The organism is Nitrospira sp., from assembly GCA_005116745.1.
In the GTDB taxonomy this organism is placed as follows: domain Bacteria; phylum Nitrospirota; class Nitrospiria; order Nitrospirales; family Nitrospiraceae; genus Nitrospira_D.
The window spans coordinates 48,328-72,612 of record SWDS01000006.1 but is presented as its reverse complement, the minus strand read 5'-3'; the positions used below and the strand labels follow the sequence as shown (position 1 = coordinate 72,612).

The following is a 24,285-nucleotide window of genomic DNA, read 5'->3' as shown; positions in this document are numbered from 1 at the left end:
TCACCTATTACCCCTTGTTCTCCCAAACCGTGCTTTCATTCCGAAAGGGGTCCACAGCGCCGTTGATACCACGAAATCGCCGCAGGACCTCGACCGGAATCAGGTGCAGTCCCTCATGGAAGTGCCTCGCGAGGGAGGCCGTGTTGGGTGGAAGACCTGGCCCTTTCCTTGCGCCTTCGCTTGGTCCAAAACAGCCGTAACAGTCCCGCCCCATAGCCGGACAGATCGCCCCGCAACCGGTCCTGGTCACCGGCCCAAGACAAGGCATCCCCTTCGCGACCACCACACACACATTTCCTCGCCGCTTGCACTCTAGACAGACACTGTCAGCCGATAGGTGAAGCTGGACTCCAGCCACCAAATCCCTGATGACGCGCAGGAGCTGACCTTTATCAATTGGACAGCCCCACAGTTCGAAATCCACGTGGACATGTTCCGAGATGGGAGTGGAGGTGTTGAGACTCTGGATATAGTCCGGCCTGGGATAGACAGCCTGTTTAAACGCCTCGATATCGCCCCAGTTGCGCAACGCCTGAATGCCGCCGGCTGTCGCGCAGGCTCCGATCGTCATCAGGACCTTCGCCTGCTGTCGGACGTTCAGAATGCGATGGGCATCCTCTGCCGTGGTGATGGATCCCTCCACCAGCGCGATGTCGTATGGGCCCGCATTCATCGCGCTTGAGGCTTCTGGGAAATAGGCGATATCCAGCGCCTGGCCCAATGCCAGCAGGTCGTCCTCAAGATTCAAGATGCTGAGCTGGCACCCGTCGCAAGATGTGAACTTGATCACCGCCAGTCTTGGCCGCTGCCTCAATTCAGGATTGGACATGGCTTCGCCTCACACGCCTGTCTGTCCCAACCACTGCGCCACTCGATCGTACCGCATGACCGGGCCGTCTTTGCACAGGAAGTACGGACCCATCTGACAATGGCCACAGAGGCCGATGCCACACTCCATGTGCCGTTCCAGGGACAGGTAGATGGCGGTTTCAGGAATGCCCCGTCTCATCAAGATGGGTACGCCCAGACGCATCATGATCTCTGGTCCGCACATCAGCACGATGCTCTTCATGGGATCGATCGCCACTTCCTCAAACAACTCCGTCACCACACCGATGTGATAACTCCAGGTCTTGTCCGGTTGACCGCTGGCCAAAAGGACTTCCGTATCGGGAGCGCGCCGCCATTGATCGAACCGCTCACGATAGAGCAGGTCATGTGGAGTCTTGACGCCATGAAGGATCTTGATAGAGCCATACTGCTCGCGCCGTGTAAAAATGTATTCGATAGCTCCTACCACTGGGGCACATCCCAGACCACCGGTCACGATCACCACATTACGCCCACGTGCCTCGTCCAGCGGCCACCCCTGTCCGAAGGGGCCACGAATGCCTAGCACATCACCTGATTGGAGAGCGGCGATAGCCTTCGTGATTCGCCCCACCGCACGGATGGTATGGTTCAGAAACTCCGGCTCATCCGGGTCCGAGACGATGGAAATCGCCACTTCGCCGACGCCAAACACATAGACCATATTGAACTGGCCGGCCTTGAAACGAAATGTCCGTCTGACTTCCTCATCAACCAGCTGCAGTCGGTAGGTATGAATATGTTCAGCTTCTCGGATCTTCTCAACGATCGTCGCCGGCTGGATGACATAGGGATTGGTCATGGGATCAGGCTTCAGTGCACCAGTTACATACCATCTACCCGTTGACGAACGATTGACGGCTGAATGCCCGGACTCAGCAAAGCGGGCAACTCTTCGGTCAAATCGATCCCGACCGGGCACCAAGTGATACATCGGCCACAGCCGACGCAACCGGACGCGCCGAATTGATCGATCCACGATGCCAGCTTATGCGTCAGCCACATGCGGTACCGATCTTTGATCGTCGGGCGAATATTCTTGCCGTGGATATACCCGTGCTCCTGAGTGAAACAGGAATCCCACAATCTGGCATGTGTAGTGTGCTGGTACGAGAGGTCCGGTGTCTCCTCGACCGTATGACAAAAGCAAGTTGGGCACACCATCGTGCAATTGGTGCAGGCAAGGCATCGCCCTGCCACCTCGTCCCATCGAGGATGTTCGTGAGCATCATAGAGAGCCTGCGGCAAGCGTGAGTGATCCAACCGTCTGACTTGACTCTGGGCGCAGGCGTCAACACGCGTCGTTGCCTCAGCACTCAGCTGTTCTGAACCCCTAGACAAGCAGAGATTGGAGAGAAGATCGCATCCTGCTTCACTACCCGCTTCGATCAAGAGCTGGTCATCTAGCTCCGACAAAGCGAGATCGAAACCATGCTTGGCACATGGGCCGGTCTCCATGGATGCGCAAAAACAGGTGTTCAGCGCTCTGGTGCAATTCACAGCGACTAGGAACAGTCCTTCACGGCGTGCTGCGTAATAGGGATCTCGGTAGGCGCCGTTCAGAAAAATCTGGTCTTGCGTAGCAAGCCCGGCGAGATCACAGGCACGAGCGCCGATCACCGCGACCTTTTCTGATTGAGGAAGTGTTGGTCTTGAGGCGAGTCCGTTCTTACTCCGCTCGATCTGCAAGAGCGGCTCGCGCGGTGCAAAGACGAACGGCTTCAGCGATTGCGGCCCATGCACGACACCGAACACTTCATGTGAGCCGGTCTGTTCCAGCCGGTAGCGTCCCGGTTCTTGCTGATCACGCCAGCCGATCGGCAGATCAGACACAGACCGGACGGTGTCCCACACGACCGCCCCATCCCGCACAATGGGTCCGACAATTCGATATCCCTTTGCACTGAGGGCATCGAGCAATCGTTGGAGGTCGGCTGTTGGTAAAACGCCGCGCATCCCACTGGTCATTTACACACTCAATACTTTCTTTATAAAAGCATCCCTCTTGTCGCCATCGTAAATGCTCCTCTCCGGTCACGCAAGACGAGGAATCGGACTACTGACCTATCATGAGCGTTTTGCTTTCATTCCGTATGGAGTATTTTTCACGATGGGCAAGAATCACGGGATCGATGCGCTCACCGCAACTCACACAACGGAAGTCCATTGACCTGATTTCTAACACCTGTTCGGGAACCATGAGCCCGCCACAACGATGGCAATGATCACCCCATACATCGCTCTTCCCAGTGCCTGTTTTAATCATGATGAGTCCCTCCTATTTTGTACGAGCCAGACTTACACGATAAGATTCACTGGAAGGATCTCTTCGTCCACTTCGCACCTTCGTCTACACCGATCAATGATGAATGAGGCGACAGCCTCACGTGCGCGACTGCCCCGTAATGCCACAGTTCAAATTGCTGTCCTTGCCAGGCTCCAATCCAACAGGGATCTAACTCTCCGCATTTCCTAGAGGGAGGCACCAACGTTCGTCTCTTTCCCCCTGGCACCGTCAATGCACTGGTTCAGTGGCGAGGCATCCAGCCCCTCATCAATCACACAAGGAGGCAATGGTCATGAGCGCATTGACACGATGGGAACCGACAACACGATGGAATCCGGTCAAGGAACTCGAAGAAATGGAGAAACGACTGTCAAGCTACTTCGGTCGTACGCTGGCCCCCAGCGGTACCGATAAGCAGGAGGCCATTACCGTTGCCGAATGGTCGCCGTTGGTGGATATCTCGGAGGACGACAAGGAATACCTGATCAAGGCTGAAATTCCAGAGATGAAGAAAGAAGACATCAAATTGAATGTGCACGACGATGTCCTCATGATCACGGGCGAACGAAAGTACGAAAAGGAAGAGAAGGACAAGAAATATCACCGCGTGGAGAGAGCCTACGGTAGCTTTATGCGGAGCTTTACCCTTCCCGAAGATGCCGATGGTTCCAAGGTCAACGCCGAGTACAAGGACGGCATACTGAAAGTCTATCTACCAAAGGCAGAGAAGGCCAAGCCTAAAGCGATTGAGGTGAAAATTGCCTGAAGAAACAGGCCAGAGGTCGCGTGTAGCTCCAGTTCAACGAGAAGGAGGACACCATGTTTCGCCATCCTCGCTACCTCGAAATTCCCTGGGAGATGCATTGGGATCGAAACGAGGGCGGGCTGCACCATCATCTGTTGTTGATGGTCATTCTGGTTCTCATGGTGATGCTTTTGATCGGCGTTAGTGTGACAAGCGACCTGATGTAGACCCATGAGTCCAGTGGCCGGAAGGGAAGAGCGTGACGTTCAGGAATCGCGAAGAGGCTGGCCGTCGACTCGTGGAGCGCCTGATCCGATATCGTGAGGATCAGGCAGCTCTGATCGTGGCGCTGCCACGTGGTGGGGTCGTAGTGGGCTATCAGCTGAGCCTAGGACTGCACCTACCGCTGGACGTATGTATCACCCGTAAGCTGGGCGCGCCGGATAACCCCGAGTATGCACTGGGCGCAGTGAGTGAAACAGGAACGATCTATCTGAATCCTGATGCAATGGCAGCCTACAGTCGCTTTCGGACGGATATTGAAGAGCTGGTTCAGGTGCAACGGCGAGAGATCGCTCGACGGCAAGACCTCTACCGCCAAGGTCGGCAGTTTCCCACGCTCACCGACCGCATCGTCATTCTCGTGGATGATGGGATCGCCACCGGCTCCACGTTCTTCTCAGCCGTCCAGTCCATCAGACACCTCAAACCGCGTCGCCTGATTGCGGCTATTCCGGTTGGCCCAATGGAGACCATTCGGGAGGCGTGCATGCAGGTGGACGAATTTATAGTGCTTGCCACACCGGACCCATTCTTGGCTGTGGGTCACCACTATATCGATTTTGCACAAGTCAGCGATCACGATGTGGTGGAGTATTTGAACTTGGCGGAAGAGTCGCTGTTGGGATGGAAGGAGCGATCTTGCTCTTCAACAGCCTCACCGCCGGGATAAGAATCACCGCGCGTGCTTCCGTTCGGGACCGCGCCACATCCACTCTTCTGATGTGTGGGTGGGAAAGGTTGTGAGATGAGAGTCGTCATCGGTGTTGATTGGTCAGATCAGGCATTCGCCGCTGTCACCCAAACGTTCCAACTCTATCATCCCACTGATGTCACCCTGGTCCACGGCATCGAATTAGGGATTCTAGAGCATCCGTTCATGGCCCAAGCGGGCAACGTGCAAGGATACGATGATTTCCGCAAGGCGATGGTCGATTCGGGGCACCAGCTACTGGAGCGCGCCGCCGCCATGATCCCCCCTGAGGTGGCATCGATCAGGAAGGTGAGCGAAATCGGCAGTCCCGCTCAGCTCATTCTCGACAGCGCTGAAAATCTCGCGGCCGATCTCATTGTCGTCGGCGTGCGTGGGCGAAGCCGGCTGTCCGAGATGGTCCTCGGGAGCGTGTCCCATCGGGTGCTCCTGCACGGCTCCCGACCGACGTTGATCGTCAGGGGAGCCGCGCGGAAAGTGCAACGGGTCCTCATCGCCATCGAGGAGCGAAACGATGCGGATCGAATCGTGAAATGGTTGACGGAGCATCCGCTCGCTGATCCGGTAGAACTCCGTGTGGTCCACGCCGTCGTCCCGATCGGGGTCATTGAGCCCTATGTTGGGCCGGAAATCAGCGCCTGGTTGGAGGATGTGCAGCATTATGCGGAAGAACTCGTGCAATCGACCGCCGGCAAGCTCTTGAACCCTCGTTATACAGTCCGCACGAAAGTCGCTCAAGGCAATCCGGCAGCGGTGATCGAACAGGAGGCCAAGGATATGGACTTGGTGGTCGTGACCTCTCATGGGCGCAAGGGCTTGTCCCGCTTCCTCTTGGGTAGTGTCTCCCACGCCGTCGTCCATCACGTAAGCTGTCCGATACTTGTCCTACGCTGAAAGGATCGAACATGAAACCGATGCTGACCGTCGCCGTCATCTTCCTCTTCGCCACAACATCCTTGGTTTCTGCACAAGTGATCCGCGGGAACCCAAAGGCCGGACAAGGGGTGTATGAGCAACAGTGCCTCCGTTGTCATGGGTCCAAACTGGACGGGAACGGACCGGACAGCCGAGATTTAATCGTCCGACCAGCCGATTTGCGATCTCAGATCAGTCGTTCGAAGACGGATTGGGAGCTGCTCGTGGCCATCTCGAATGGCGTGTTGTTCAGCCCGATGCACGGCTTTCGCGGCAAGCTGACAGACGAACAGATGTTGGATGTGCTGTCGTACATCCGGTCCATCTCGCCACCTGAGGTCGTCAGTTAACGGAGGGCAGCTATTTACAGCTCAAATCAAGGCGATTGAAAGGGTCCTTCTGCGTATCTCCTGATTTCCGCAACATTCAGTCCTTTTCCGGGTTGGGGTCTTTTCTGATGAACGCCAGATAGAACAAGGTATCGGCCATGTCCCGATCGGTCATGGTGAAATCTCCAAACCTGCCGGTGCTAGGATGGCCTTCCCGGATGGCGCGGGCTCGTTCTTTGTTCGTCTTCAGGCGAAGCACGCCAGGATCACGCAGATCCGTCGGAGGTGGATTCAGTCGCGCAATGCGCGCGGCGATGTCCTCTTTCATTTGTGGCAATCGATCGAGATAGCCGTCCATTCCATGGCAGTAGTAGCAGGAGCCGTTGAAGATATTCCGGCCTCGTTCAACATTAGCCTTGTGCTTCACACCCGATTGTGAGCTGGACGACTCGGCCCAGACATTTCGGTCGAAGCCCGGTGCAAATACTACCCCCAAGCAGCCCATGAGGAGAATCAGGCCAAGATTGAGGCGGTGCCTCAAAAAATTAACGAGATGTCTTCCCTTAACCTTAGCCTCAGTCTGTTCTATGACTACATCGCATTGTTCCATTTCGCTTACCTCAGTACCCGCTGCAACAGGCGTTGTAGCGATCTTCCGGAATAGTATTCATGCTGCTGAAGATGGTTGCGCGTTCTTCCGCATTGGTCACGTTATCGATTGCGGGATAGAGCGCCCGTTCTTCTTTTCGATTATGAGAGCCCAAGAGAGTTAACAATGCCTGTTCGTCCTGGTCGGACTCAAGATTGTTCTCTTCCACCTTTTTGTGAATCGCGTCAAGCAGCTGTTTGATCTGGCTATGCTCATGTCGCATCATGGGCGTCGGCCCGTCCTCGACCATGCCGGTTTTCTCTTCCCATATCGGGAACAGCAGTTCTTCCTCCCATACAATATGCCGCTGGAGGCCAACCTTGAATTCCTTGAAGGCTTCCTTGGCCTTGGCAAAGTCCAACCGTTTCGACATTTGAAAGGTCTTGAACAATTCATCCAGCCGATCGTGATCCTCTTCATAAAACGCTGTAATTGTCTTCTGCTCACTCATGAGAACACCTCTGTGAAACTATTGATTCATGGATGGTTTCAGCCGACGAACGAAGAGCCTACTCACAGTCTAGGACCATGGTGAAACAGAGCCGTGCTCCTTGGTAGAGCCGCCCACTCCTCACGCAACAGACGTTACCATAGCACAATGCAGTCCCTTCTCGAGCAGTGCCATCACCCCTCTCACTCAAGAGTCCTCGCACTAGCTACGGTACTTCTCTTGTGCTTCTTGAATCGCCTCTTTCCCGGCTTGCAACGCCGCTTGAACATCAGTCCGTCGCTCTTTCGCGAACTGCTTGCCTCGTTCGATTACCTCGTCAAGGGCAGCTCGTGCTTCCTTGGCCTTCTCGATGACCTCTTCTTCAGTCCTTTTGGTGTAGCCTTTGAGATCGCGTCGTGTCTCCTCGCCCGACTTGGGCGCAAGCAACAGACCTATCATGATCCCCGCTGCGGCTCCTCCAAGAAACGCAAGGGTCGCAACCAGGCCCGTGTCGTCTGTTCTCTGATCATTCATGGCAGATCCTCCAGTCATAGGACAGATGTATTCCCGATGAAAAGACTACGCTCATGCCCATCCAGTATCATATCGCATGAGACGATAGTGAGACATGCCGAAATTCTATACCTTGCATAAGGTGTAGTGGAGACCTTGCGAGACGAGGACAGAGCATGTTTGGAGTCTGTTACGAAAAATTCACAAGGCAATGATTGACCTAGCCGAGTGGGTTGAACGGAGCCAATGTGCGAATGTAGCTCAGGACGTCCCACATATCCTGATTAGAGAGCCGATCCGCCCAGCCGTGCATTGGACTGAAGAGCACTCCCTGCTTGACCGCAAGATACAGTTCCATATCGGTCTTCGTGCGTGATTTCGGCGCCCGAAAATTCGCCGGTGGCACGATTAATTCCTTGATCTCAGGCCCAAGCCCATCACCGGTGGTACCGTGGCATCCGGCACAGTGTTGTTGAAAGATTCTCTCTCCGTTCTTCGTGTTTCCATAATGGCTCTGAGCCAGAGCCCACGAAGCAGTCAACGCCACCACGATGAGGCTAACCACAATACGTAAGGACATGTGCGCTCCCCTTCTTTCAAGGACGGACAACGACTCTCGATGCTCAATGCTGGTGTTGCTGACTTCCGCTGGATCCTCCACTCCCGTGATCCCCCCCGTCATGCCCTCCTTGTCCACCACCGGCCTGACCGCCTCCATGACTGCTTCCACCTCCCATGCCGCCTCCGTGTTGCTCGCCACCCGCGCTCTTCATTTGTTCATGAACGGTACGGTCTTTTTCCCGTTGGTCAGGAGTCAACAGAGCCGTAGCGGTGCGCTTACTTTTGATGGCCGCGAACAGACAGGCCCCTTCCGCTTTTTTCAATTGCTCGACTTTGGCCTGAATTGCATTGAGATCGGCCTTCTCATCTTCCATAAGCGCCTGCAGGTCGAGTTTTGCAATTTTGAAATCGGCCTCCAACTTAGCTTCTGAACGTTTGAAATCCAGCTGTATGGCCTTGACCTTGCTGACTTGTTCTGGCGTCAGCCCGATCTCTTTCGCATGTTTCAGAAGATGCTTCAGGTAGTGCCCGCTATGATCATCCTGGTCTTCCTGATCGTGGCCACCATGCCCCATCTTCCCATGGCCTTCATCGGCATAACTCGGGAACGCAGCTAGCGCGATGATCAACGCGGCTCCCCCAATCCTACACAACCACTGCTTTTTCAACTTGGTCATGACAATACCTCCAAGGTTTAATTCTTTCATGAAATATTGACCACTCTTCTCTGGTTGGTGAGAGCCCTTCTTTGAACAATTAGATTCAGAGAGGGCTGATCGCGATTCTGATGCTGCCATTCGCTTCGAGACAAGTGAGAGGGATACTCGGCGAAACAATGGCTTACGAGGGGTTCGATCACATGCAGCTGGTACCGATGTGATGCAGAAATACTCAGAGCGAGACAGTCATATGGGGGGAAACGCAACAACTCGCGCATCCTTCCTCGATGGATCTGGCGCATAGTCGTTTGGTCACTTACCGTGCACAGGACTCACCTTCACACTCACTCATTCCACCTTTTCCCTTTTGCCCGCGATGCCCCATCCCGGCTCTCCCACCACCCATACCCGGCCCCATCCCTTCTCCGTGCCCCATCATCCCATGCCTCCCCGCGAAGGTTTGCTCATAGTGAATGAGGGACCAAATTTCGTTGTCGGATAAGACCGACCCGAATGCGATCATGGCGGTCCCGGGTGATCCATACTTGATGGCCCAGAAGACTTCTCCCTCGGTGCGATGCCGCCAGAAACCGTGGTGCTGGAAGTTGCGAGGTGAGGGATTCATACTCGCAGCCGCCGGCCCCTTGCCGTCTCCGTCTATTCCATGACAGGTGACGCAGCCGCCTTTGCCGTTGTACACCGTCTTGCCCTGCGCAATGACCTCGGGAGAATTCGACAAGGGATTCTTGAGCGCCTTCGCTTCAGCCAATTTATCGGCAGGTACGATCGGCTGCATCATGTGGCGCTCTGCCGCACCGGCAGGGACCGCACAGCACAGCGCAGCGACCATGAACATCGACAGACTCGTCTTCATCCTCTCGTTCCTTTCGTCGTCGGTGCCAACTACCTTCCGACATTACAGATCCAGTTCCACCATTTTTCGGTGGAATCGGACGATCACGTTCGGATCGGGCGTCAGCCTGATCTGCGCTTCGTCCTTTCCTTTGTAGGGGAGCAGGTTCAGGACATAGCGCAAGCTTTCCAGTCGCGCAGCCTGCTTGTCGTTCGCCTGCACGATGATCCATGGGCTAAAGGTCGAGTGCGTTTTGCTGAACATTTCCTCTTTGCAGCGGGTATACGCGTCCCACAGCTCCTGCGCCTTCTCATCGACCGGACTCAGCTTCCACTGCTTGAGCGGATTCTGCCGCCTCGCTTCGAATCGCTTGGCTTGTTCGTCCTTGGAGATGGAGAACCAGAACTTGATGATGGTCACACCGTCTTCATAGAGCATGTGCTCGAATTCCGGTACCTGTTGCAGAAATCGCTGGTGTTCCTTTTTTGTACAGAATCCCATCACCGGTTCGACCACGGCACGGTTGTACCAACTCCGGTCGAAGAAGACGATTTCACCCCTGTTGGGGAGCTGGTGAATATAGCGCTGGAAATACCATTGGCCCCGTTCTGCATCGGTCGGCTTCGGCAGCGCCACGACGCGCATCGCGCGAGGATTCAGATGCTCGGTGAACCGGCGGATCGTGCCACCCTTCCCGGCCGCATCCCGTCCTTCCACCAAAATGGCGATACGCTCCCCACTGCTCTGCACCCACCGTTGCAGCCTGACCAGTTCAACTTGTAGTTGCCTCAACTCCTGCTCGTACAACAGGGTCTTGCGCACTTCTTCGACATCGACGGCTTTGTTTGCGAGGAGCTTCAGAAACCCTTTCCTTGTGTTGACCCTTCGGAGATCATCCGCAGTCAAGGCGTAGCCCGGCTCACCAATACGTCCGAGCCCCTGGGCGATCAAGGTGCTACGCGGGACCTGGTACCCGTCCCCCTCCCGCGGCACCCTCGTGGGAATCGTCTCCAGCCCATTCATATCTTCGTCGACCTGCTTCTCTTCGTCGACATTTGCTGGAGCTCTCCGCTCTTTCCGTTCTTTAGACTTCCCGGCCGATTCGCCATCAGCTGCCATGCGAGGACTCCTTCATTGCGTCTTCGATCAGAACATCACGTTTCGATCGCGCTCGGCCACAGCTTTGATATAGTCCGGCATCCCCTTGATGGATGCGCCGGCCACGAGATCAGTCGCACTAACCTGTCTAGCCACGGCACAGGCACCACAAACCCAGACCGGCACACCTGCCGCCTGGATGGCGGCAAGCAGTTCTTTCAACGGAGTCAGGTTTACACCGGTGATATGATCAGCGACACCTTTCCGACCCAAGGTGACGGCTTCGTTCCACAGCCAGAGCACGACATCATGCCCCTGCTCTTTCGCCGTCTTCGCCGCCATGAACGGCAATGTTGCCATTGTGGGGTCGTCCGTTCCTCGACTACCTGAAATAATGAACGTTGCCATGAATGACTCCTTGAATAGCTGTAGATTCTACACAACGTAGATCTTTGCCACGAAACGGTGCTGCGCTCTGGCTATTGCCCCACAATAACTCTGCCCCCTAGATCTACATCGGCTCGATGGAGAGGACAGTAGAATCGATAGGTCACCGTCTCCCCCTCGGCAGCGATCACATCGCTCGCCATCCGGTCCCTGTCGATTACGCTCTGCTCGGTCCCCTCTGGCGCAATAGTAATCCGAACCGGCCTGGTGATCCGAGCACCGTTTTCCTCTACCGACTCAAACAACCCCGGGGCTTCGAACACATGAGTCCGTACAGTTGGATTATCAAACCGAAAAATCAACGGCTCCCTGAAATCCGTGCTGCGGTGAATGATGATTTCACTGGGAAGCCACACCGCTTGCTGATCTTCCACATCACGTGCCACAAAGGCAATCTCCTTCGCCCATCCGGTGAGCGGCATGACAAGCGAACCTGTACTGACCACCAGTCCAAGATATATGACCGCGAGATGAGCGGAGCGTCTCCTGACCCAGTTCATGTGGGGTCTCCTTCATCCACTGCAGGACCGGCACAGCCGCTCACCCCAGCGTTACCTATCACAAAAACAGCTCCGCCAGTCCTGGCTCACTTCGGCAGATCTTCGCCGGCCAGGACTGGAGCTCTTGCCCTCTCACAGGGGAGATGCCCGCTTCCACACGTGCAGTGAGCGCGTTTCAGAGCGAGACAGGGATGCGACTCAGCCCCCTCCGACATCCCCTCGGGTTTCAATGACAAACAGTTCTCCTTTCACTTCAGGATGGATGTCGCACCATAGGGCGTGTCGCACACTTTCGGCTCCACCTGTCATCGGATCGAAGTTCGTGGGCGCCGTGGCAAAACGGAGTGTCATGGTCTTTCCCGCATCGACATGAAAGGCCTTGAACTGTTTTCCTCGCACTTCGAGACCACCTTCCACCTTCACGGGAATATTCTTGAACAACGCGGACGCCAACCCGTGCGTGACGGAATCCTGGTTTCGGACAACGATGATCGTCTCCTGCGACGGCATCGTGAACCCGGCAGTCTCATAGCCATGCTGACGATCCTTGATGATGATCTCCACCTTGGAGGGCGGCGCTGCCATCCCCGCAGCCTGTGCATAGGCACGATCATGACTACCAGCCAATACCGCCCACGCAGCGACAGCAAGCACCACGGCTGACTTCGCCGCCCCAGATCGATGCACTCTCATAATCTGCCTCCTTGTTGATAGATATACCTGCACTCTTCTCACTTCTACTTAGCTAGACTTCTGATGTAATGGATGAGTTGCCACACCTGCTCATCCGGCAATGTGCCAAACGGCATCATGCCTGTTCCTGGAGAACCATTCTTGATGATCCAGAACAGTTGCCCATCGGGTAAGTCTTTCATCATCGCGCCACAGGTAAAATTTCGTGGTGGCGGCATCAGGGCTGCGCCCATCACCCCTTTGCCATCACCTTGCTCACCATGGCACATGACACAGGCGACCGGCTGGGCCGTTTTCAGGAAGAGCTCTTTGCCCGCCTGGATTGAACCGGCAGAAGCTGGAACTGGATTCGCTTTGCTCAGGGAATCGCCCGGCGCCTTGGCTGTCTTTCTCGGTTGCACGCACGCACTGCCCTGACCATCTCCTGGTGCAGTGGCGAGATCCGGCACACCCTTGAATGTCACTTTCAAATAGGCAATCACATCCGCCACGCCCTGTTGACCGATCGTCAAATTCCAATAGGGCATGTTCGGCGATTTGCCTACTGCCGGTCCGCCATGATTGATGACGTTGTAGAGGTATTCGATCGGGAGCTTTTCGAATGGAATGTTGGCATGTATCGCCGGTTTTGGTTCCAGACCGGAAGCTGCTGGTCCGTCGCCTTTGCCCGTTGGACCGTGACACTGCGAACAATACTCTCTATAAACCACCTTCCCTCGATCCACGCTGGCCATCTCGAATTCACGGCTTGTCCATGGCTCGTAGTACTGAAAGTCCGGGACTCCTTGAACCATGAGATAGCCGATCACGGCACGCAGTTGCGGCTCCGTGGCATCTGCTAAAAACTCGCCGCTGTGTGGCGTGAAGTCTTGCGGGTTCAATCCGAACCGAAACAGCCAGTCCTTGTCGTACCGTTGACCAGACTTCTGCAATGCCGCGCTCTGTGGCCCTCCGATCAACTTGCCGTTCTCCTCGATCGTGTGGCAGCCAAGACAGGCGTGGGCTTTAAAAGCCGCCGCACCAAACTTCACGTCGAATTTGGTGACTTTCGAGAGATCGAACGCGCCGATGGTGACGCGCGGATCTTTGTTGTGTTCGGCAAAGTAATCCGCGAGTGCGTTCGCCTCCGACTCCGTGACCATCGGGTGCTTGGACGGAACGGTGGTCAGGTCCCACATATATCCCTTCGCATAGAGCGGAGCTTCCTTACCGGTCAACCAACGGATGAGCCACGACCGTTGGTACTTGCTGCCGGCCCACATCAAGTCAGGCGCGTGAAGCTTGAAGCGCGAATCCGGCTGACCTTCCAGCCGGTGACATTGCACACAGGTCTGTTGGATCAGCTCCTTCGCGCGCGTGTGATCGCTCCCAAATGACAATTGCGGGGACGACATGAGTCCCACCAACATGAGCGCAGCGCTTCCAACGACCATCCGAATTCTCACATTCAACATCGCTGCTCCTTTCACGAGGATTTCTCACCACGAGGATGAGGATTGAGTTCGATCGCCACGCCGGCAGGCACCGCGAGGGATTGATGCACAGTGCAGCCATGCGCGACCTTCAAGAGGCGTTCTTTTTGTTCTGCGTTGATGCGATGGGGTAGATGAATCCCGATGTCGATGCGACCAACACGGTGTGGAACTTCGGCCATCGTCCATTCCGCATCGACCATCAAGCCCTCTCGGGAAATGCCGTGCCGCCCACAGAATTGCCCGACGAAGTACGCCACACAACTCGCGACGGACCCGACAAAGAGTTCGACCGGACCCATTCCGGCATCCTGCCCTCCATCCTCCACCGCCTGGTCGGTAATAATTCGATGCTTGCCACTCACAACGTCGTAGCGTGTCCCGCCGTGAAAGGTCGCCGTGAGTTTCATCGTGTCCCTCGTGGTTCTGGGAGTTTCGCTGCTCCCCACAAACACAGCAGGCCCAATGGCCCTGCCACAAATAGCCCGCTTATCCCAATCGAGTCATGAATCGTCACCGGACCGAATCCCCCCAATGCGGCTAAAGACGACTCGAGATCCGGAAATAGGAAGGCAAACGTCAATGCGCCGAGCAAGCCGCCGAGCATCGTCATCCACGCATCGAGCTTCCCTTCAGCCGCCGCCGCGAGCGCTGTCCCTGGACAATAGCCCGTGACGGCAAATCCCACGCCGAAGATCACGCCTGCGATGAGGATCCCCGGGAGATAGAGATCCTTGACCTTCAGATGAGCGACACCCAACGCATCCAATCCATGAACCCCGATCAACCCGACACCGATGGCTGTCATGATGACCTTCATGATCGTCAAGTCTTTGAGCCGCAAGGTGTTGAGGATCTTTGTATAGCTCGACGCCCCGGAGAGTTGGAGGACCGCGCCAAAAGCCGCTCCAAGAAGGAGCCCTAGAAGCAAGTTCACTGTTTCACCTGCTCAGGGTACAACCAGCGGGCCGTAACAATTGCACTGGCAAACAACGCGGCTGAAAAAATGAATGAACTCACGGCCAACTGCGAGACCCCGCTGATCATGTGGCCGGATGTGCATCCCCCTCCAAACCGAGCTCCGAACAGCAGAAGAAAACCTCCGATAAACGACCACGCCAGACGCTTTCCCGGCGCCTGTCCAAATCGATAGGCCCACAGCGGAGGCACCACTCGGGTACTGAATCGTTTCGTGATCGCTGCAGCCAGAAACGCACCGATGGGGATCCCAATGACGAAGAAGAATTCGTAGGTGGCCAAGGTCCATCCCTTGCTGGCTTCCTTGAGATATGGGCTGTCATCGGCAAGGTCTGGACTCAGCGCATGCAACAGCACACCGTCTAACACCACATACTGCGTCGAGACTCCGATCGGTTGCACGAGTGCCACGGCGATGAGCAGAACAATCCCGATTCCGAGACCCCCGGCCCACCAGGGCAAAATTGGAACAACGTGCGTGTCAGGATTGATCATCTTCCTCTTCCCGTCCTTCGGTGTTCATATCGTATGAAAGCCACAATGTTGTGTTTCATGTGAGCTCACCATTCACAACTCAACAGTCACCTAGGCGACTCTCCCGATCTCAATAGGGTGCATCCGCCGGCTTGCCGCCCTTCGGCCAATCGTGAATCTTGTCGGGAAAGTCCGGTCGAGGCTGTGTGTTGATATAGACTGCAGCATCGATGGCTTCGTCATCGGTCACTGTCCAGCCCCAGCCTCGCGGCATGTTGGCCTTGATAAATGCAGCGGCTACGCTGATTCGTGCCATGCCTGCACCAATGTTGTACGAACGAGGCCCCCACACAGGCGGTGCCGTCATGGTGCCTTGCCCATCGGAACCGTGGCAGAAGACACACTTTTTCTCATAGACCTTTTTGCCGTTGAGAGGGTCAGGCTGATGGGTCGAGATGAGGCGTGGGATTCCTCGCCATGGGACCTCAACGCCGGGCGGCATATTCTGTGATAACCATGTGACGTACGCGACAATGGCCGTGAGCTTTACGCTGTCGGGCGGCAGAGGTTTTCCATTCATACTACGTTCGAAACACTCGTTGATTCGATCGGCTAGCGTCATCTGTCGGCCGGCTCGTTCACGATACTGTGGGTAAAGAGTGGCGATACCGACGAAGGATGCAGAATTCGGGTTGAGTCCCGCATCTAAATGACAATTGGTGCAGTTGAGCGCGTTTCCAACATACCGTTTCCCATATTCCTGCGTGTCGACGATCATCTTGTAGCCCAGGCGAATCTGCTCGCCTCTCAGATCACCTGGAATCGTTTCGGGCGATGGCGGGACAAACAGCGCATCGACTGGCGACCCCACGATCCGACGAACAACCCCCTCCTCACTCTCCGTCACTCGTGGAGGTGGGACACAACTGATCGTCCCCACTAACATACTCACCAACACGACGCCTGCAATGACCGGTCGGCTCACAGCATTCACCTCATTTCTTCATACCGGACGCCCGAGAGCAGGTGCTAATTCCGAACAACGTAAACAGCGGACAATATCCCAGCGCTCCCGTGAGCAGCAGTATGGCCCCCACCGCAAGTGCTGTTCCCGCTACTGCCGTCGAAAGCCCAGCAAAGATGCCGATCATGATGACCAGCAGCCCTGCTCCAATTCGTATAGGTCTCTCAATCCCTCCAACATTGCACGTCATGGCATTACCTCCTCATCAAACAATGGAGTTGATCGTATTTTCCTGACACCCTCGTATGAGACAAATCCTACCCATTAGATTCAACTTTATGGTTGCCCACCGGACTCCACCCCGAATGTGCGCACATAGGCCAGGACATCCCAAATTTCCTCATCGGAGAGCGCATGTTTCCACGCACCCATGGCGGTATTGGGTTTTCCTCCATGAATTCGTCGAAACAAGGTCCCGTCGAGGCGACTTTGAACGGTGAGCGAGGTCAGATCCGCCGGAGGTGGAACGAGTTTAATTCCGAGTGCACCTTTCCCGTCGATTCCGTGGCAGCGGATGCAGGTGTTCACGTAGATTTCGCGTCCACTGACTGGATCACCGCCCTTGGCCGAGACAGCAAGTTCTTTCACGCCAAGATTGCTGAACCCCAGCCCGAACAGACCGGCTAACATTGCGCAACAGACTACCAGTCGTCGTGTGATCTGCATTTGCACTCCCTTCGAGGGCCAAACCTTGCGATCAATGTGCCATTGTCTCTCAAGAGATCTAGGGAGTTTTCTCCTTATTCGTCAAGCATTTATATGGTTTTGCTACGATGGTTCTGGGAATTAGGGCCTGAACTGACGACAAATACCCCAGGACCTTCTCGCCCACTGGCGCAAGATGCTACAGCCTTCACAACAGAGCGTGACCTGTGCATCAGTTTGCGGAAAGGGTTTCTCCTCCAGGCAAGAGGGCTCGCCACACTACACGGTAGTCAATTTCTGAACCGGTTTCAAAACGAGAAAGTCTTCCCATTTATGATCAATTATTCTAAGTTTGTACTCGTCGTTAGACAGATAGTTGATTGCTGTTATTCTTAGCGATTCAAGGGCAGCCTGCGTCTCGCATCCATGGCTAAACTTCCACCTCGGGCGATCCACAACCTTCCAGATTTCTTCGAGCATCGATGCCGGCAACAGCCGGATGAGCTGGCCTATGCCCTGATTCGTGACAACCTCGAGATTGAGAGCCAGCTGACCTATGGCCAGCTTGAGCAGAGAGTCCGTGCCCTAGCAAGCCATCTCGCCCAGGCGGTTCCACAAGGAACCAGAATTCTTCTGCTCTACCCACAGGGGATCGACGTCGCCTGCGCCTTTTGGGCCTGTGCTTGTGCCGGGCTCATCGCCGTTCCTGCTCCGGCTCCCGACCCCATCAGACGGAAGCATAGTCTGCAGAGACTGCGCGCCATTATCGACGATGCTGACGCAGCGCTCGTACTCACAACCTCAGGTATTCACGCCCTGTCTTCGGAGCTTTCACTCACAAGAGCTGCAGATCCCATCAAGTGGATGGCAACCGATCAGGCCGACAGTGCTGCCGAGTCAGTCGAGTTCTCACGGCCTGCCAACAGCTCTCTCGCGTATTTGCAATATACCTCAGGATCGACGGCCACCCCTCGTGGCGCCATGGTCAGTCATGGAAACGTGCTCGCGCATTGCAAGGCCTTGAAGCGGGCCGGCGGATTATCCGACGGGAGCCGGATGCTCTCCTGGCTGCCGTATTTTCACGACTATGGATTGCTGCATGGCATCCTCGTCCCGTTTTATGCCGGGATTCCGTCCTATTTGATGTCCCCCGTCACGTTTCTCCGGCGACCCTTGCGTTGGCTGGAGGCGGTGTCTCGATTGGAGATTACACAAAACCAGTGGGTCCCGCCGTGGCAATCCCTCGTCGCCATTCAGCCCAGCGGATCAGGCATCCCCGTGTTTTTGGTTCCGGGAGTGGGTGGGATCCATTCCTGCAGCCGGCCCCAATCGGAGTCTCCGGTGAGCTGTATATCGGCGGCCATGGATTAGCCCGAGGCTATCGGGGGCAGCCTGACTTAACAGCGGAGCGGTTCATCCCGCATCCATGTTCTCCAGAGCCCCTCGCCAGACTCTATCGAACGGGAGACGTGGCACGGTATCGCTCAGATGGACGCATCGTCCATCTCGGTCGGATGGATCACCAGGTCAAGATCCGAGGGTATCGGATCGAATTGGGTGAGATCGAGACTGCGCTGAGCCGTCATCACGCGGTCCGTCAGGCGGCCGTCACGGCACGGGACGATCAGCAAGGAGGCAAGCAGTTGGTGGCGTATCTGGTCGGCCATGACGGCCTCATGCCAAGCCAGGCAGACCTGCGTTCATTTCTCCACGCACAGATTCCTGATTACATGATTCCGTCGCTCTTCATGTTTCTGACGGAAATGCCCTTGACGGCCAATAACAAAGTCGACCGGAACGCATTACCCGCTCCTACGCTCGCTCCCTCACCCGCTGTCGTGCATGTCCCACCGAGCAATCATCTCGACGTCCAAATGGCGGCCTTGTGGCAGCAGGTATTCAGCATCAATCCGATCGGAATTCACGACAACTTCTTTGATCTCGGCGGCCACTCACTCAAAGCCGCCCAGTTGTTCTATCTCATTGAACAAGTGTATGGACGCCATCTGCCTCTGGCCACTCTGTTTCAAGCCCCGACCATTGCCACCCTCACAGCGGTGCTGACACAAAACCAGTGGGTCCCGCCGTGGCAATCCCTCGTCGCCATTCAGCCCAGCGGGGCTGCAGTACCGATTTTCATGGTGCCCGGAGTTGGGGGTAATGTCTTGGTCTTTGCTCAGCTAGCAAAGCTGCTGGGGCCGAATCAACCCTCCTACGGATTACAGGCACGAGGACTAGACGGAAAAGAGGCGCCGTTTACATCGGTGCCGGAGATGGCGAGTCATTATGTTGCACAGATCCGTCGCTTTCGCCCGAACGGGCCGTATACCGTCCTTGGCAGCTGCACCGGCGGACTGATCGCGTATGAAATGGCTCAGCAACTGGTCGAGCAGGGACAGGCCGTCACACTTGTGGTAATGGACACATGGCATCCATCCACATATCGCCCACATCGTTATAAGTTGCCGATGACATTTGGGCTGCCCCTGTATCTACTGTGGAGGATAATGCGTACTATTCCCAGCCTCGTTCGTTTGCCGGTCAAAGACTGGGTTTCATTTCTCCAACCTAAATGCAAGAGACTCATGTCGTTATCGCAAACCAATGTCGCTAAGGATGAGCTGCTTGTCGAGTTCCAAGTCGGACAAGTGACCCGAGCCACGCTCCAGGCTGTGGCTCGCTACGACGTTCGCAAATACCCTGGGCATATTCTCAATATGATGGCATCAAAACGGTATGTCGCTCAGTCGGTAACGGATACCAGACGTATCTGGTCAGACTTTGGTGGCGAAGGGAGCAAGACCGTGCAGGTTGCAGCTAGCAATTCAGGACAGCTCCTTGTCGCGCCACATGTGGAAGAAGTGACAAAGCATCTCGAGGCTTTCCTTGGCGAGGATACTCAAAGCAAGCCAACCCCTTTGGCCAACGTCATTTAGGTGTGCACATCCACTCTCCTTTCCTGGTGGCAGTGAGGCTAGTCAACGATGCCCTTTGGACGATTTTTCCGCTTTATCGTGCAACGGTCGAGCTCCATGGCCTGGCTCATGCTCTGTGTCGGCGTCCTGTCTGGGCTATTGAGCGCCGGAGTCTTAGCCCTCATCAATTATGTGGTTCATCATCCCTCTGACCATTCCCTTCTTGTACTGCTAGGGTTTGTCGGCCTTGTCGCCAGCAAGATTCTGGCAAACCTTGGATCCCAGGTTCTGCTCGTCCGCTTTTCACAAGACACAATCCTGGACCTCTCGTTGTCTCTCTGCGCAAAGATCCTGCGGGCTCCGCTACTTCGTTCCGAGCAACGAGGGGCCAACCATATTCTAGTCACCTTAACGGATGACGTGAGTTGGGTTACCTGGGCAATCCAATGTTTCCCTAGTTTTCTCATGAATGGCGCACTTGTGTTGGGCTGCGGAATCTTCCTTGCTTGGTTGTCATGGAGCGTATTTCTAGCAGTGCTCGGAGTTGCTGTCGTGAGCGTCGTAGTACATCAGTGGTTACACACCAGTGTCCGCGACATCATTGCCGCATCCCGTGATGCCAGAGCTGAGTTGTTTCAGCGATTTCGCTCACTCACCGACGGGCTAAAGGAGCTGTTGATGCATCGGGCGCGGCGACAGGAGTTTGTCGATGAGGAAGTGCGAGGAGCGGCAGAACTCTATAGAAAGACGAATCTGGAAGCAACGCGGATACAAGCGCTGCTTGGAGCCTGGAATGCGGTCTCCCTCTACTCCCTCATCGGTTTCATCATTTTCCTATTTCCATCTTTTGGGCTTATCTCTTCAGAGGCACTGACTGGATACATTGTCGCCATGATCTATATGATGGGCCCCATTTCGAGCATCATCAGTACGGCACCAACTCTCGAACGAGGTCAAGTGGCATTGGAAAATATTGAACGATTGGGCATATCGCTGGATGTCTGTCCAGAGGACGTCCAGACGAGACACCTGATAGGTCTCGAGCCTGAGAGCTCTCCCATCGTGCAATGGACCGATGTCGTGTTTTCTTACGGGCAAGATACTGATGCCGAAACGCCCTTCACGCTGGGTCCCATCAGCCTCGAGTTATGTCCAGGCGAATTGGTGTTCATCATCGGAGGGAATGGAAGCGGGAAATCCACACTCGTAAAAGTTCTTTCGGGGTTGTATCAGCCGCTACGAGGAGACGTGAAACTGGCTGGTACGATGATCACTGATGCCAATCGAGAGTGGTACCGCGAACACTTCTCAGTCATATTTTCAGACTTTTACCTCTTCAAGAAACTCCTTGGTCATTCGGATTCTCAGGTCCATAGCCTCACGCCTCAATACTTGCGATTGCTGCATTTGGATCACAAAGTCACTGTACGCGATCGCACCTTCTCAACCCTTGATCTCTCTCAAGGACAACGCAAACGGTTGGCGCTTATTACGGCCTACCTGGAGGATCGCTCGATCTACGTGTTTGATGAATGGGCGGCGGATCAAGATCCGCAGTACAAGGAGGTGTTTTACAAGACATTGCTTCCAGACCTACGCGCGCGAGGGAAAACGGTCATCGTGATTACTCACGATGACCGGTATTTCCATCTCGGCAACCAGGTCATTAAATTGGATGACGGGAAGATTGTGGAGCATGTGAAGGACAGCGACGCAAGGATGACAACATGATGTCGGGACGTGTACATGTGGAACTGCAAGATGCTGATCTCGTTCCAATCACTTGAGCGCCTAGCCGATACACGTCGGCGAAATCATATCTATCTTTCATCGAACACCGTTCATCTGTGGGGGATCGAGCTCGACGGATCGCAGCGCTGTCTGGAGCAATGCACCAGCTGGTTGAATGAAAGCGAGCGGCACCAAGCGGCGCGCCTTGTTCGGGACGATATCCGGCAGCGTTACGTGCTGGCTCACGGAGGCTTGAGAGTAGTGCTGAGTAGGTACCTTGGAATCACTCCGGATGTGGTCGCGCTGGAGCGCAGTGCAACAGGCAAGCCCTTTCTGATGAGGGAACTACGAGATCGGTCAGCGATCACGTTCAATTTGTCTCATGCCTATGGCCGTGCGCTCATCGCAGTCTCACAGGTGCAGGAAGTTGGAGTGGATCTTGAATGTGTTCGTCCAGAAGTCGAGGTTGCAAAATTATCCAAGCGCTATTTTACTCATTCCGAACACATGGCGATCATGGAGGCTCCTGAGGAACAACGCGCCGCGAGATTCTTCCGCTACTGGGTTGCGAAAGAGGCACTGCTCAAGGCGCAAGGTATCGGTCTCCGGGGACTGCCCGACTGCGAAATACTTCTTGAGACCGACGGAGCCAACACAGAAATTCAAGCCCGATTGGGTGCACAGTTCACGGATACGTTCCGAGTTCGCCTTCTCCCTTGTGAAAAAGGATGGGAAGCAGCGGTGGCTGCCCAGAGCTTAGACTCGGTTATACAGTTCGATCTGGAGCAGGAGTAAACGCTCTCCGTTGACTGTAACCTCCAACTCCACTTTCGTGCTCACCAACACAAGCCTCAGTGACAAGGAGTTCTGCAGTGCTAGTGAATGACCGGCTCCACGATTACTGCGGCTTTCATCGAGTTGGAAATCAAACAATTCCGCTCGGCTTTTTCAATCAGCTCCTTGGCTTTACCCGCATCCTCCCCAGACTTCAAAGTGATGGAAGGCCTGATCGTGATGGTGGTGAATTGAAATTTCCCCTCCACCAACTCCAATCGACCTTCCGCCGCGCTTTCATAGGCAGAGAAGGCGAGTCCAGCTCGCTCCGCCACGGCTAGAAACGTCGTCATCAAACAGATGTTCGCGGAGGCCACAAAGAGATCTTCAGGAGACCAAATGCCCTCATGCCCCTTGAACTCCGGCGGAGTCGCCACTTCCACATCAGGTTTCCCTTCACAGGAGATGACCCCTTTACGTTGCTCGGTCCACTTCACCGCAGTGTGATAGATGTACACTTTGCTCTTCTGGTCCATGTGCGCTCCTCTGCTGAGGATACCGACTGCCCGCTCTTGGCTAGGGTTTGATATAGGCCCAGCCTTGTTCTTGTCGTTCGAGAAGCCTGACTATCGCCGGCACCGTCTCGCCTACTTCGCTGATTAAATCTTCCCGCATCACCTGCATCGTCTTCATGGTATTGGAACAGGCCGTATAGTTCACGCCGTATGTCTTCTTTAAATCAGCCAATTCAACAGCAAATGCCGTGCCCTTCTTGAGCAGTAACGGGAGGCCTGCCCCATGCACGACTAGCTCAAGTGTGAGGTTGTGTGTCCCTAATTCCTGGTAGAGGTTCCTGATATTATTCAGCGCGCCCCGTTGGACTTTGTCGTCGCCTGAATTGAGATGCATGACGACACGGTGCTGCTGATTTGCTGAATGTTCCGATACCGGCTCCACCCCCCAGGCCTGTCGCTCAAACATCAGGCAGGCACAGCACGCGATCGAGAGCAGGACCCATTTCCACGAAATATTCTCACTCACCGGCGGTGCCTCGTCATTCCGCCTCCACCCTTTTAACGACTGCACTCGGGCGAATGTTCTACACATTGCCGAAGCCATGCCACGATCTGGTCGAGCAATCCAGCCACGGCGCGGTTGGCGGCCAGCACACCTCCGTAGGCATTCTCGCTCGGAGCATTCTCGACCACTTCAAAGGCCCGCGCTCCCACAATCATGGACTCTTTCAGGTCGACGAATTGCGCACGGATCGTCACTCTGACGCGGCTCGGTTGCTGGAGAAACTCCTGCTGTACGACAAATCCTGAGGAGTCCAGGCGATAGTCCCCTCGAATCGAGCTCGGCAGGGGAATCACGGCCCGCCATACCCCACTGTGATTGAGCCCCTGGATCATCAAAGGACTAAGCATCTGCACCGGGCTATCGGCCCACTGATTGACGGCAAACGCTTCCAATTGATATGGGCGCTTCATGTACACCATGCGCTGCGTCTCAAATCCGGGCTCTGCCTGAGGCGGACTCACAAGCAACACCGACTCCGCAATCCCATCATGGCGAGCCTCGCGGTTCCAGCCGTCAAGGCTCAACTGATACGTGTGGATTTCTGGAGAATCCGTACGGAGCGACAGGCAACCGGTTGCGGTCACAACCAAGACCGCGCACGCTACTTGTCTCAACCGATCTATCATCATCGCCATAGCACCCAACGCTTCTC

The 24,285-nt window shown here is 55.3% G+C and carries 32 protein-coding genes; 8 read left to right on the top strand and 24 right to left on the bottom strand.

Annotated features, from left to right (window positions below; genetic code table 11):
• Positions 1-7: 7 nt before the first annotated feature.
• The 4 genes from E8D52_05880 to E8D52_05865 all read right to left on the bottom strand — a co-directional run bounded on the left by E8D52_05880 (position 8) and on the right by E8D52_05865 (position 3,136).
• Positions 8-829, bottom strand: coding sequence for a hypothetical protein (locus tag E8D52_05880; GenBank protein ID TKB68541.1), 822 nt, complete (start codon positions 827-829; stop codon positions 8-10).
• A gap of 9 nt (positions 830-838) precedes the next feature.
• Positions 839-1,672: a Ni/Fe hydrogenase subunit gamma gene (locus E8D52_05875; protein TKB68540.1), complete on the bottom strand. Its 834-nt coding sequence runs from the start codon at positions 1,670-1,672 to the stop codon at positions 839-841.
• Between the two features lie 23 nt (positions 1,673-1,695).
• Positions 1,696-2,838 carry a sulfite reductase subunit A gene (locus E8D52_05870; protein TKB68539.1) on the bottom strand — a complete coding sequence of 381 codons (1,143 nt, stop codon included), beginning with the start codon at positions 2,836-2,838 and terminating at the stop codon, positions 1,696-1,698.
• A gap of 88 nt (positions 2,839-2,926) precedes the next feature.
• A complete protein-coding gene (locus E8D52_05865) occupies positions 2,927-3,136 on the bottom strand; it encodes a hypothetical protein (GenBank protein TKB68538.1) in 210 nt (69 codons plus the stop codon).
• A 313-nt stretch (positions 3,137-3,449) separates the two neighbouring features.
• On the opposite strand from E8D52_05865, the gene E8D52_05860 reads away from it, so the two are divergent.
• From E8D52_05860 to E8D52_05845, 4 genes are all read left to right on the top strand, one after another.
• A complete protein-coding gene (locus tag E8D52_05860) occupies positions 3,450-3,923 on the top strand; it encodes an Hsp20/alpha crystallin family protein (protein TKB68537.1) in 474 nt (157 codons plus the stop codon).
• A gap of 238 nt (positions 3,924-4,161) precedes the next feature.
• Positions 4,162-4,854 carry a phosphoribosyltransferase gene (locus tag E8D52_05855; protein TKB68536.1) on the top strand — a complete coding sequence of 231 codons (693 nt, stop codon included), beginning with the start codon at positions 4,162-4,164 and terminating at the stop codon, positions 4,852-4,854.
• Positions 4,855-4,929: 75 nt separating this feature from the next.
• The gene (locus tag E8D52_05850) at positions 4,930-5,787 is read left to right on the top strand and encodes a universal stress protein (protein TKB68535.1); all 858 of its coding nucleotides are present in this window, start codon (positions 4,930-4,932) and stop codon (positions 5,785-5,787) included.
• An 11-nt stretch (positions 5,788-5,798) separates the two neighbouring features.
• Positions 5,799-6,158 carry a cytochrome c gene (locus tag E8D52_05845; protein ID TKB68534.1) on the top strand — a complete coding sequence of 120 codons (360 nt, stop codon included), beginning with the start codon at positions 5,799-5,801 and terminating at the stop codon, positions 6,156-6,158.
• Between the two features lie 76 nt (positions 6,159-6,234).
• Here the strand turns inward: E8D52_05845 and E8D52_05840 are convergent, their stop codons facing one another.
• The 17 genes from E8D52_05840 to E8D52_05760 form a co-directional block, all read right to left on the bottom strand.
• Positions 6,235-6,747, bottom strand: coding sequence for a hypothetical protein (locus tag E8D52_05840; protein TKB68533.1), 513 nt, complete (start codon positions 6,745-6,747; stop codon positions 6,235-6,237).
• Between the two features lie 10 nt (positions 6,748-6,757).
• Positions 6,758-7,237 (bottom strand): hemerythrin domain-containing protein, encoded by a 480-nt coding sequence (locus tag E8D52_05835; protein TKB68532.1) that lies wholly within the window; start codon positions 7,235-7,237, stop codon positions 6,758-6,760.
• Positions 7,238-7,438: 201 nt separating this feature from the next.
• Positions 7,439-7,768 carry a YtxH domain-containing protein gene (locus tag E8D52_05830; GenBank protein ID TKB68531.1) on the bottom strand — a complete coding sequence of 110 codons (330 nt, stop codon included), beginning with the start codon at positions 7,766-7,768 and terminating at the stop codon, positions 7,439-7,441.
• A 181-nt stretch (positions 7,769-7,949) separates the two neighbouring features.
• Entirely contained in the window at positions 7,950-8,447 is a 498-nt protein-coding gene (locus E8D52_05825) for a cytochrome c (protein TKB68530.1), read from the bottom strand.
• Positions 8,353-9,087 carry a periplasmic heavy metal sensor gene (locus E8D52_05820; protein ID TKB68529.1) on the bottom strand — a complete coding sequence of 245 codons (735 nt, stop codon included), beginning with the start codon at positions 9,085-9,087 and terminating at the stop codon, positions 8,353-8,355. Before E8D52_05820 ends, E8D52_05825 begins: the two co-directional genes overlap by 95 nt.
• Positions 9,088-9,265: 178 nt before the next feature.
• Positions 9,266-9,823 (bottom strand): c-type cytochrome, encoded by a 558-nt coding sequence (locus E8D52_05815; protein ID TKB68528.1) that lies wholly within the window; start codon positions 9,821-9,823, stop codon positions 9,266-9,268.
• A gap of 42 nt (positions 9,824-9,865) precedes the next feature.
• Positions 9,866-10,825: a polyphosphate kinase 2 gene (ppk2, locus tag E8D52_05810; protein TKB69415.1), complete on the bottom strand. Its 960-nt coding sequence runs from the start codon at positions 10,823-10,825 to the stop codon at positions 9,866-9,868.
• 123 nt (positions 10,826-10,948) lie between these two features.
• Positions 10,949-11,308 (bottom strand): sulfur reduction protein DsrE, encoded by a 360-nt coding sequence (locus tag E8D52_05805; protein TKB68527.1) that lies wholly within the window; start codon positions 11,306-11,308, stop codon positions 10,949-10,951.
• 71 nt (positions 11,309-11,379) lie between these two features.
• A complete protein-coding gene (locus E8D52_05800) occupies positions 11,380-11,847 on the bottom strand; it encodes a hypothetical protein (protein ID TKB68526.1) in 468 nt (155 codons plus the stop codon).
• A 198-nt stretch (positions 11,848-12,045) separates the two neighbouring features.
• Positions 12,046-12,540, bottom strand: a complete 495-nt coding sequence (locus tag E8D52_05795; GenBank protein ID TKB68525.1) for a hypothetical protein — start codon at positions 12,538-12,540, stop codon at positions 12,046-12,048.
• A gap of 44 nt (positions 12,541-12,584) precedes the next feature.
• Positions 12,585-13,994 carry a c-type cytochrome gene (locus tag E8D52_05790; GenBank protein ID TKB68524.1) on the bottom strand — a complete coding sequence of 470 codons (1,410 nt, stop codon included), beginning with the start codon at positions 13,992-13,994 and terminating at the stop codon, positions 12,585-12,587.
• An 11-nt stretch (positions 13,995-14,005) separates the two neighbouring features.
• The gene (locus tag E8D52_05785; protein ID TKB68523.1) at positions 14,006-14,422 is read right to left on the bottom strand and encodes an OsmC family protein; all 417 of its coding nucleotides are present in this window, start codon (positions 14,420-14,422) and stop codon (positions 14,006-14,008) included.
• Entirely contained in the window at positions 14,419-14,949 is a 531-nt protein-coding gene (locus E8D52_05780) for a hypothetical protein (protein TKB68522.1), read from the bottom strand. The genes E8D52_05785 and E8D52_05780 overlap by 4 nt, the downstream gene beginning before the upstream one ends.
• Positions 14,946-15,485, bottom strand: a complete 540-nt coding sequence (locus tag E8D52_05775) for a hypothetical protein (GenBank protein ID TKB68521.1) — start codon at positions 15,483-15,485, stop codon at positions 14,946-14,948. The genes E8D52_05780 and E8D52_05775 overlap by 4 nt, the downstream gene beginning before the upstream one ends.
• A gap of 109 nt (positions 15,486-15,594) precedes the next feature.
• Positions 15,595-16,410: a c-type cytochrome gene (locus E8D52_05770; GenBank protein ID TKB69414.1), complete on the bottom strand. Its 816-nt coding sequence runs from the start codon at positions 16,408-16,410 to the stop codon at positions 15,595-15,597.
• 49 nt (positions 16,411-16,459) lie between these two features.
• Positions 16,460-16,678 carry a DUF2892 domain-containing protein gene (locus tag E8D52_05765; protein ID TKB68520.1) on the bottom strand — a complete coding sequence of 73 codons (219 nt, stop codon included), beginning with the start codon at positions 16,676-16,678 and terminating at the stop codon, positions 16,460-16,462.
• Positions 16,679-16,764: 86 nt separating this feature from the next.
• Positions 16,765-17,154 (bottom strand): cytochrome c, encoded by a 390-nt coding sequence (locus tag E8D52_05760; GenBank protein TKB68519.1) that lies wholly within the window; start codon positions 17,152-17,154, stop codon positions 16,765-16,767.
• 405 nt (positions 17,155-17,559) lie between these two features.
• Between E8D52_05760 and E8D52_05755 the strand changes: the two genes are divergently transcribed.
• Genes E8D52_05755 through E8D52_05740 form a run of 4 tightly spaced genes read left to right on the top strand, consistent with a single transcriptional unit; the run spans position 17,560 to position 22,574 of the window.
• Positions 17,560-18,504, top strand: coding sequence for a fatty acyl-AMP ligase (locus E8D52_05755; GenBank protein ID TKB68518.1), 945 nt, complete (start codon positions 17,560-17,562; stop codon positions 18,502-18,504).
• Complete coding sequence (locus E8D52_05750) at positions 18,312-20,069, top strand: hypothetical protein (protein TKB68517.1); 1,758 nt, start codon at positions 18,312-18,314, stop codon at positions 20,067-20,069. Before E8D52_05755 ends, E8D52_05750 begins: the two co-directional genes overlap by 193 nt.
• Before the next feature lie 48 nt (positions 20,070-20,117).
• Positions 20,118-21,779: a cyclic peptide export ABC transporter gene (locus E8D52_05745; protein ID TKB68516.1), complete on the top strand. Its 1,662-nt coding sequence runs from the start codon at positions 20,118-20,120 to the stop codon at positions 21,777-21,779.
• Positions 21,780-21,794: 15 nt separating this feature from the next.
• A complete protein-coding gene (locus tag E8D52_05740; protein TKB68515.1) occupies positions 21,795-22,574 on the top strand; it encodes a 4'-phosphopantetheinyl transferase superfamily protein in 780 nt (259 codons plus the stop codon).
• Positions 22,575-22,654: 80 nt separating this feature from the next.
• Here E8D52_05740 and E8D52_05735 read toward each other — a convergent pair whose 3' ends face one another.
• From E8D52_05735 to E8D52_05725, 3 genes are read right to left on the bottom strand one after another with little or no spacing between them, the layout of a single operon-like run.
• Positions 22,655-23,089 carry an OsmC family peroxiredoxin gene (locus E8D52_05735; protein TKB68514.1) on the bottom strand — a complete coding sequence of 145 codons (435 nt, stop codon included), beginning with the start codon at positions 23,087-23,089 and terminating at the stop codon, positions 22,655-22,657.
• A 40-nt stretch (positions 23,090-23,129) separates the two neighbouring features.
• A complete protein-coding gene (locus E8D52_05730) occupies positions 23,130-23,672 on the bottom strand; it encodes a hypothetical protein (protein TKB68513.1) in 543 nt (180 codons plus the stop codon).
• Positions 23,627-24,268 carry a hypothetical protein gene (locus E8D52_05725; GenBank protein TKB68512.1) on the bottom strand — a complete coding sequence of 214 codons (642 nt, stop codon included), beginning with the start codon at positions 24,266-24,268 and terminating at the stop codon, positions 23,627-23,629. Before E8D52_05725 ends, E8D52_05730 begins: the two co-directional genes overlap by 46 nt.
• Positions 24,269-24,285: the final 17 nt, after the last annotated feature.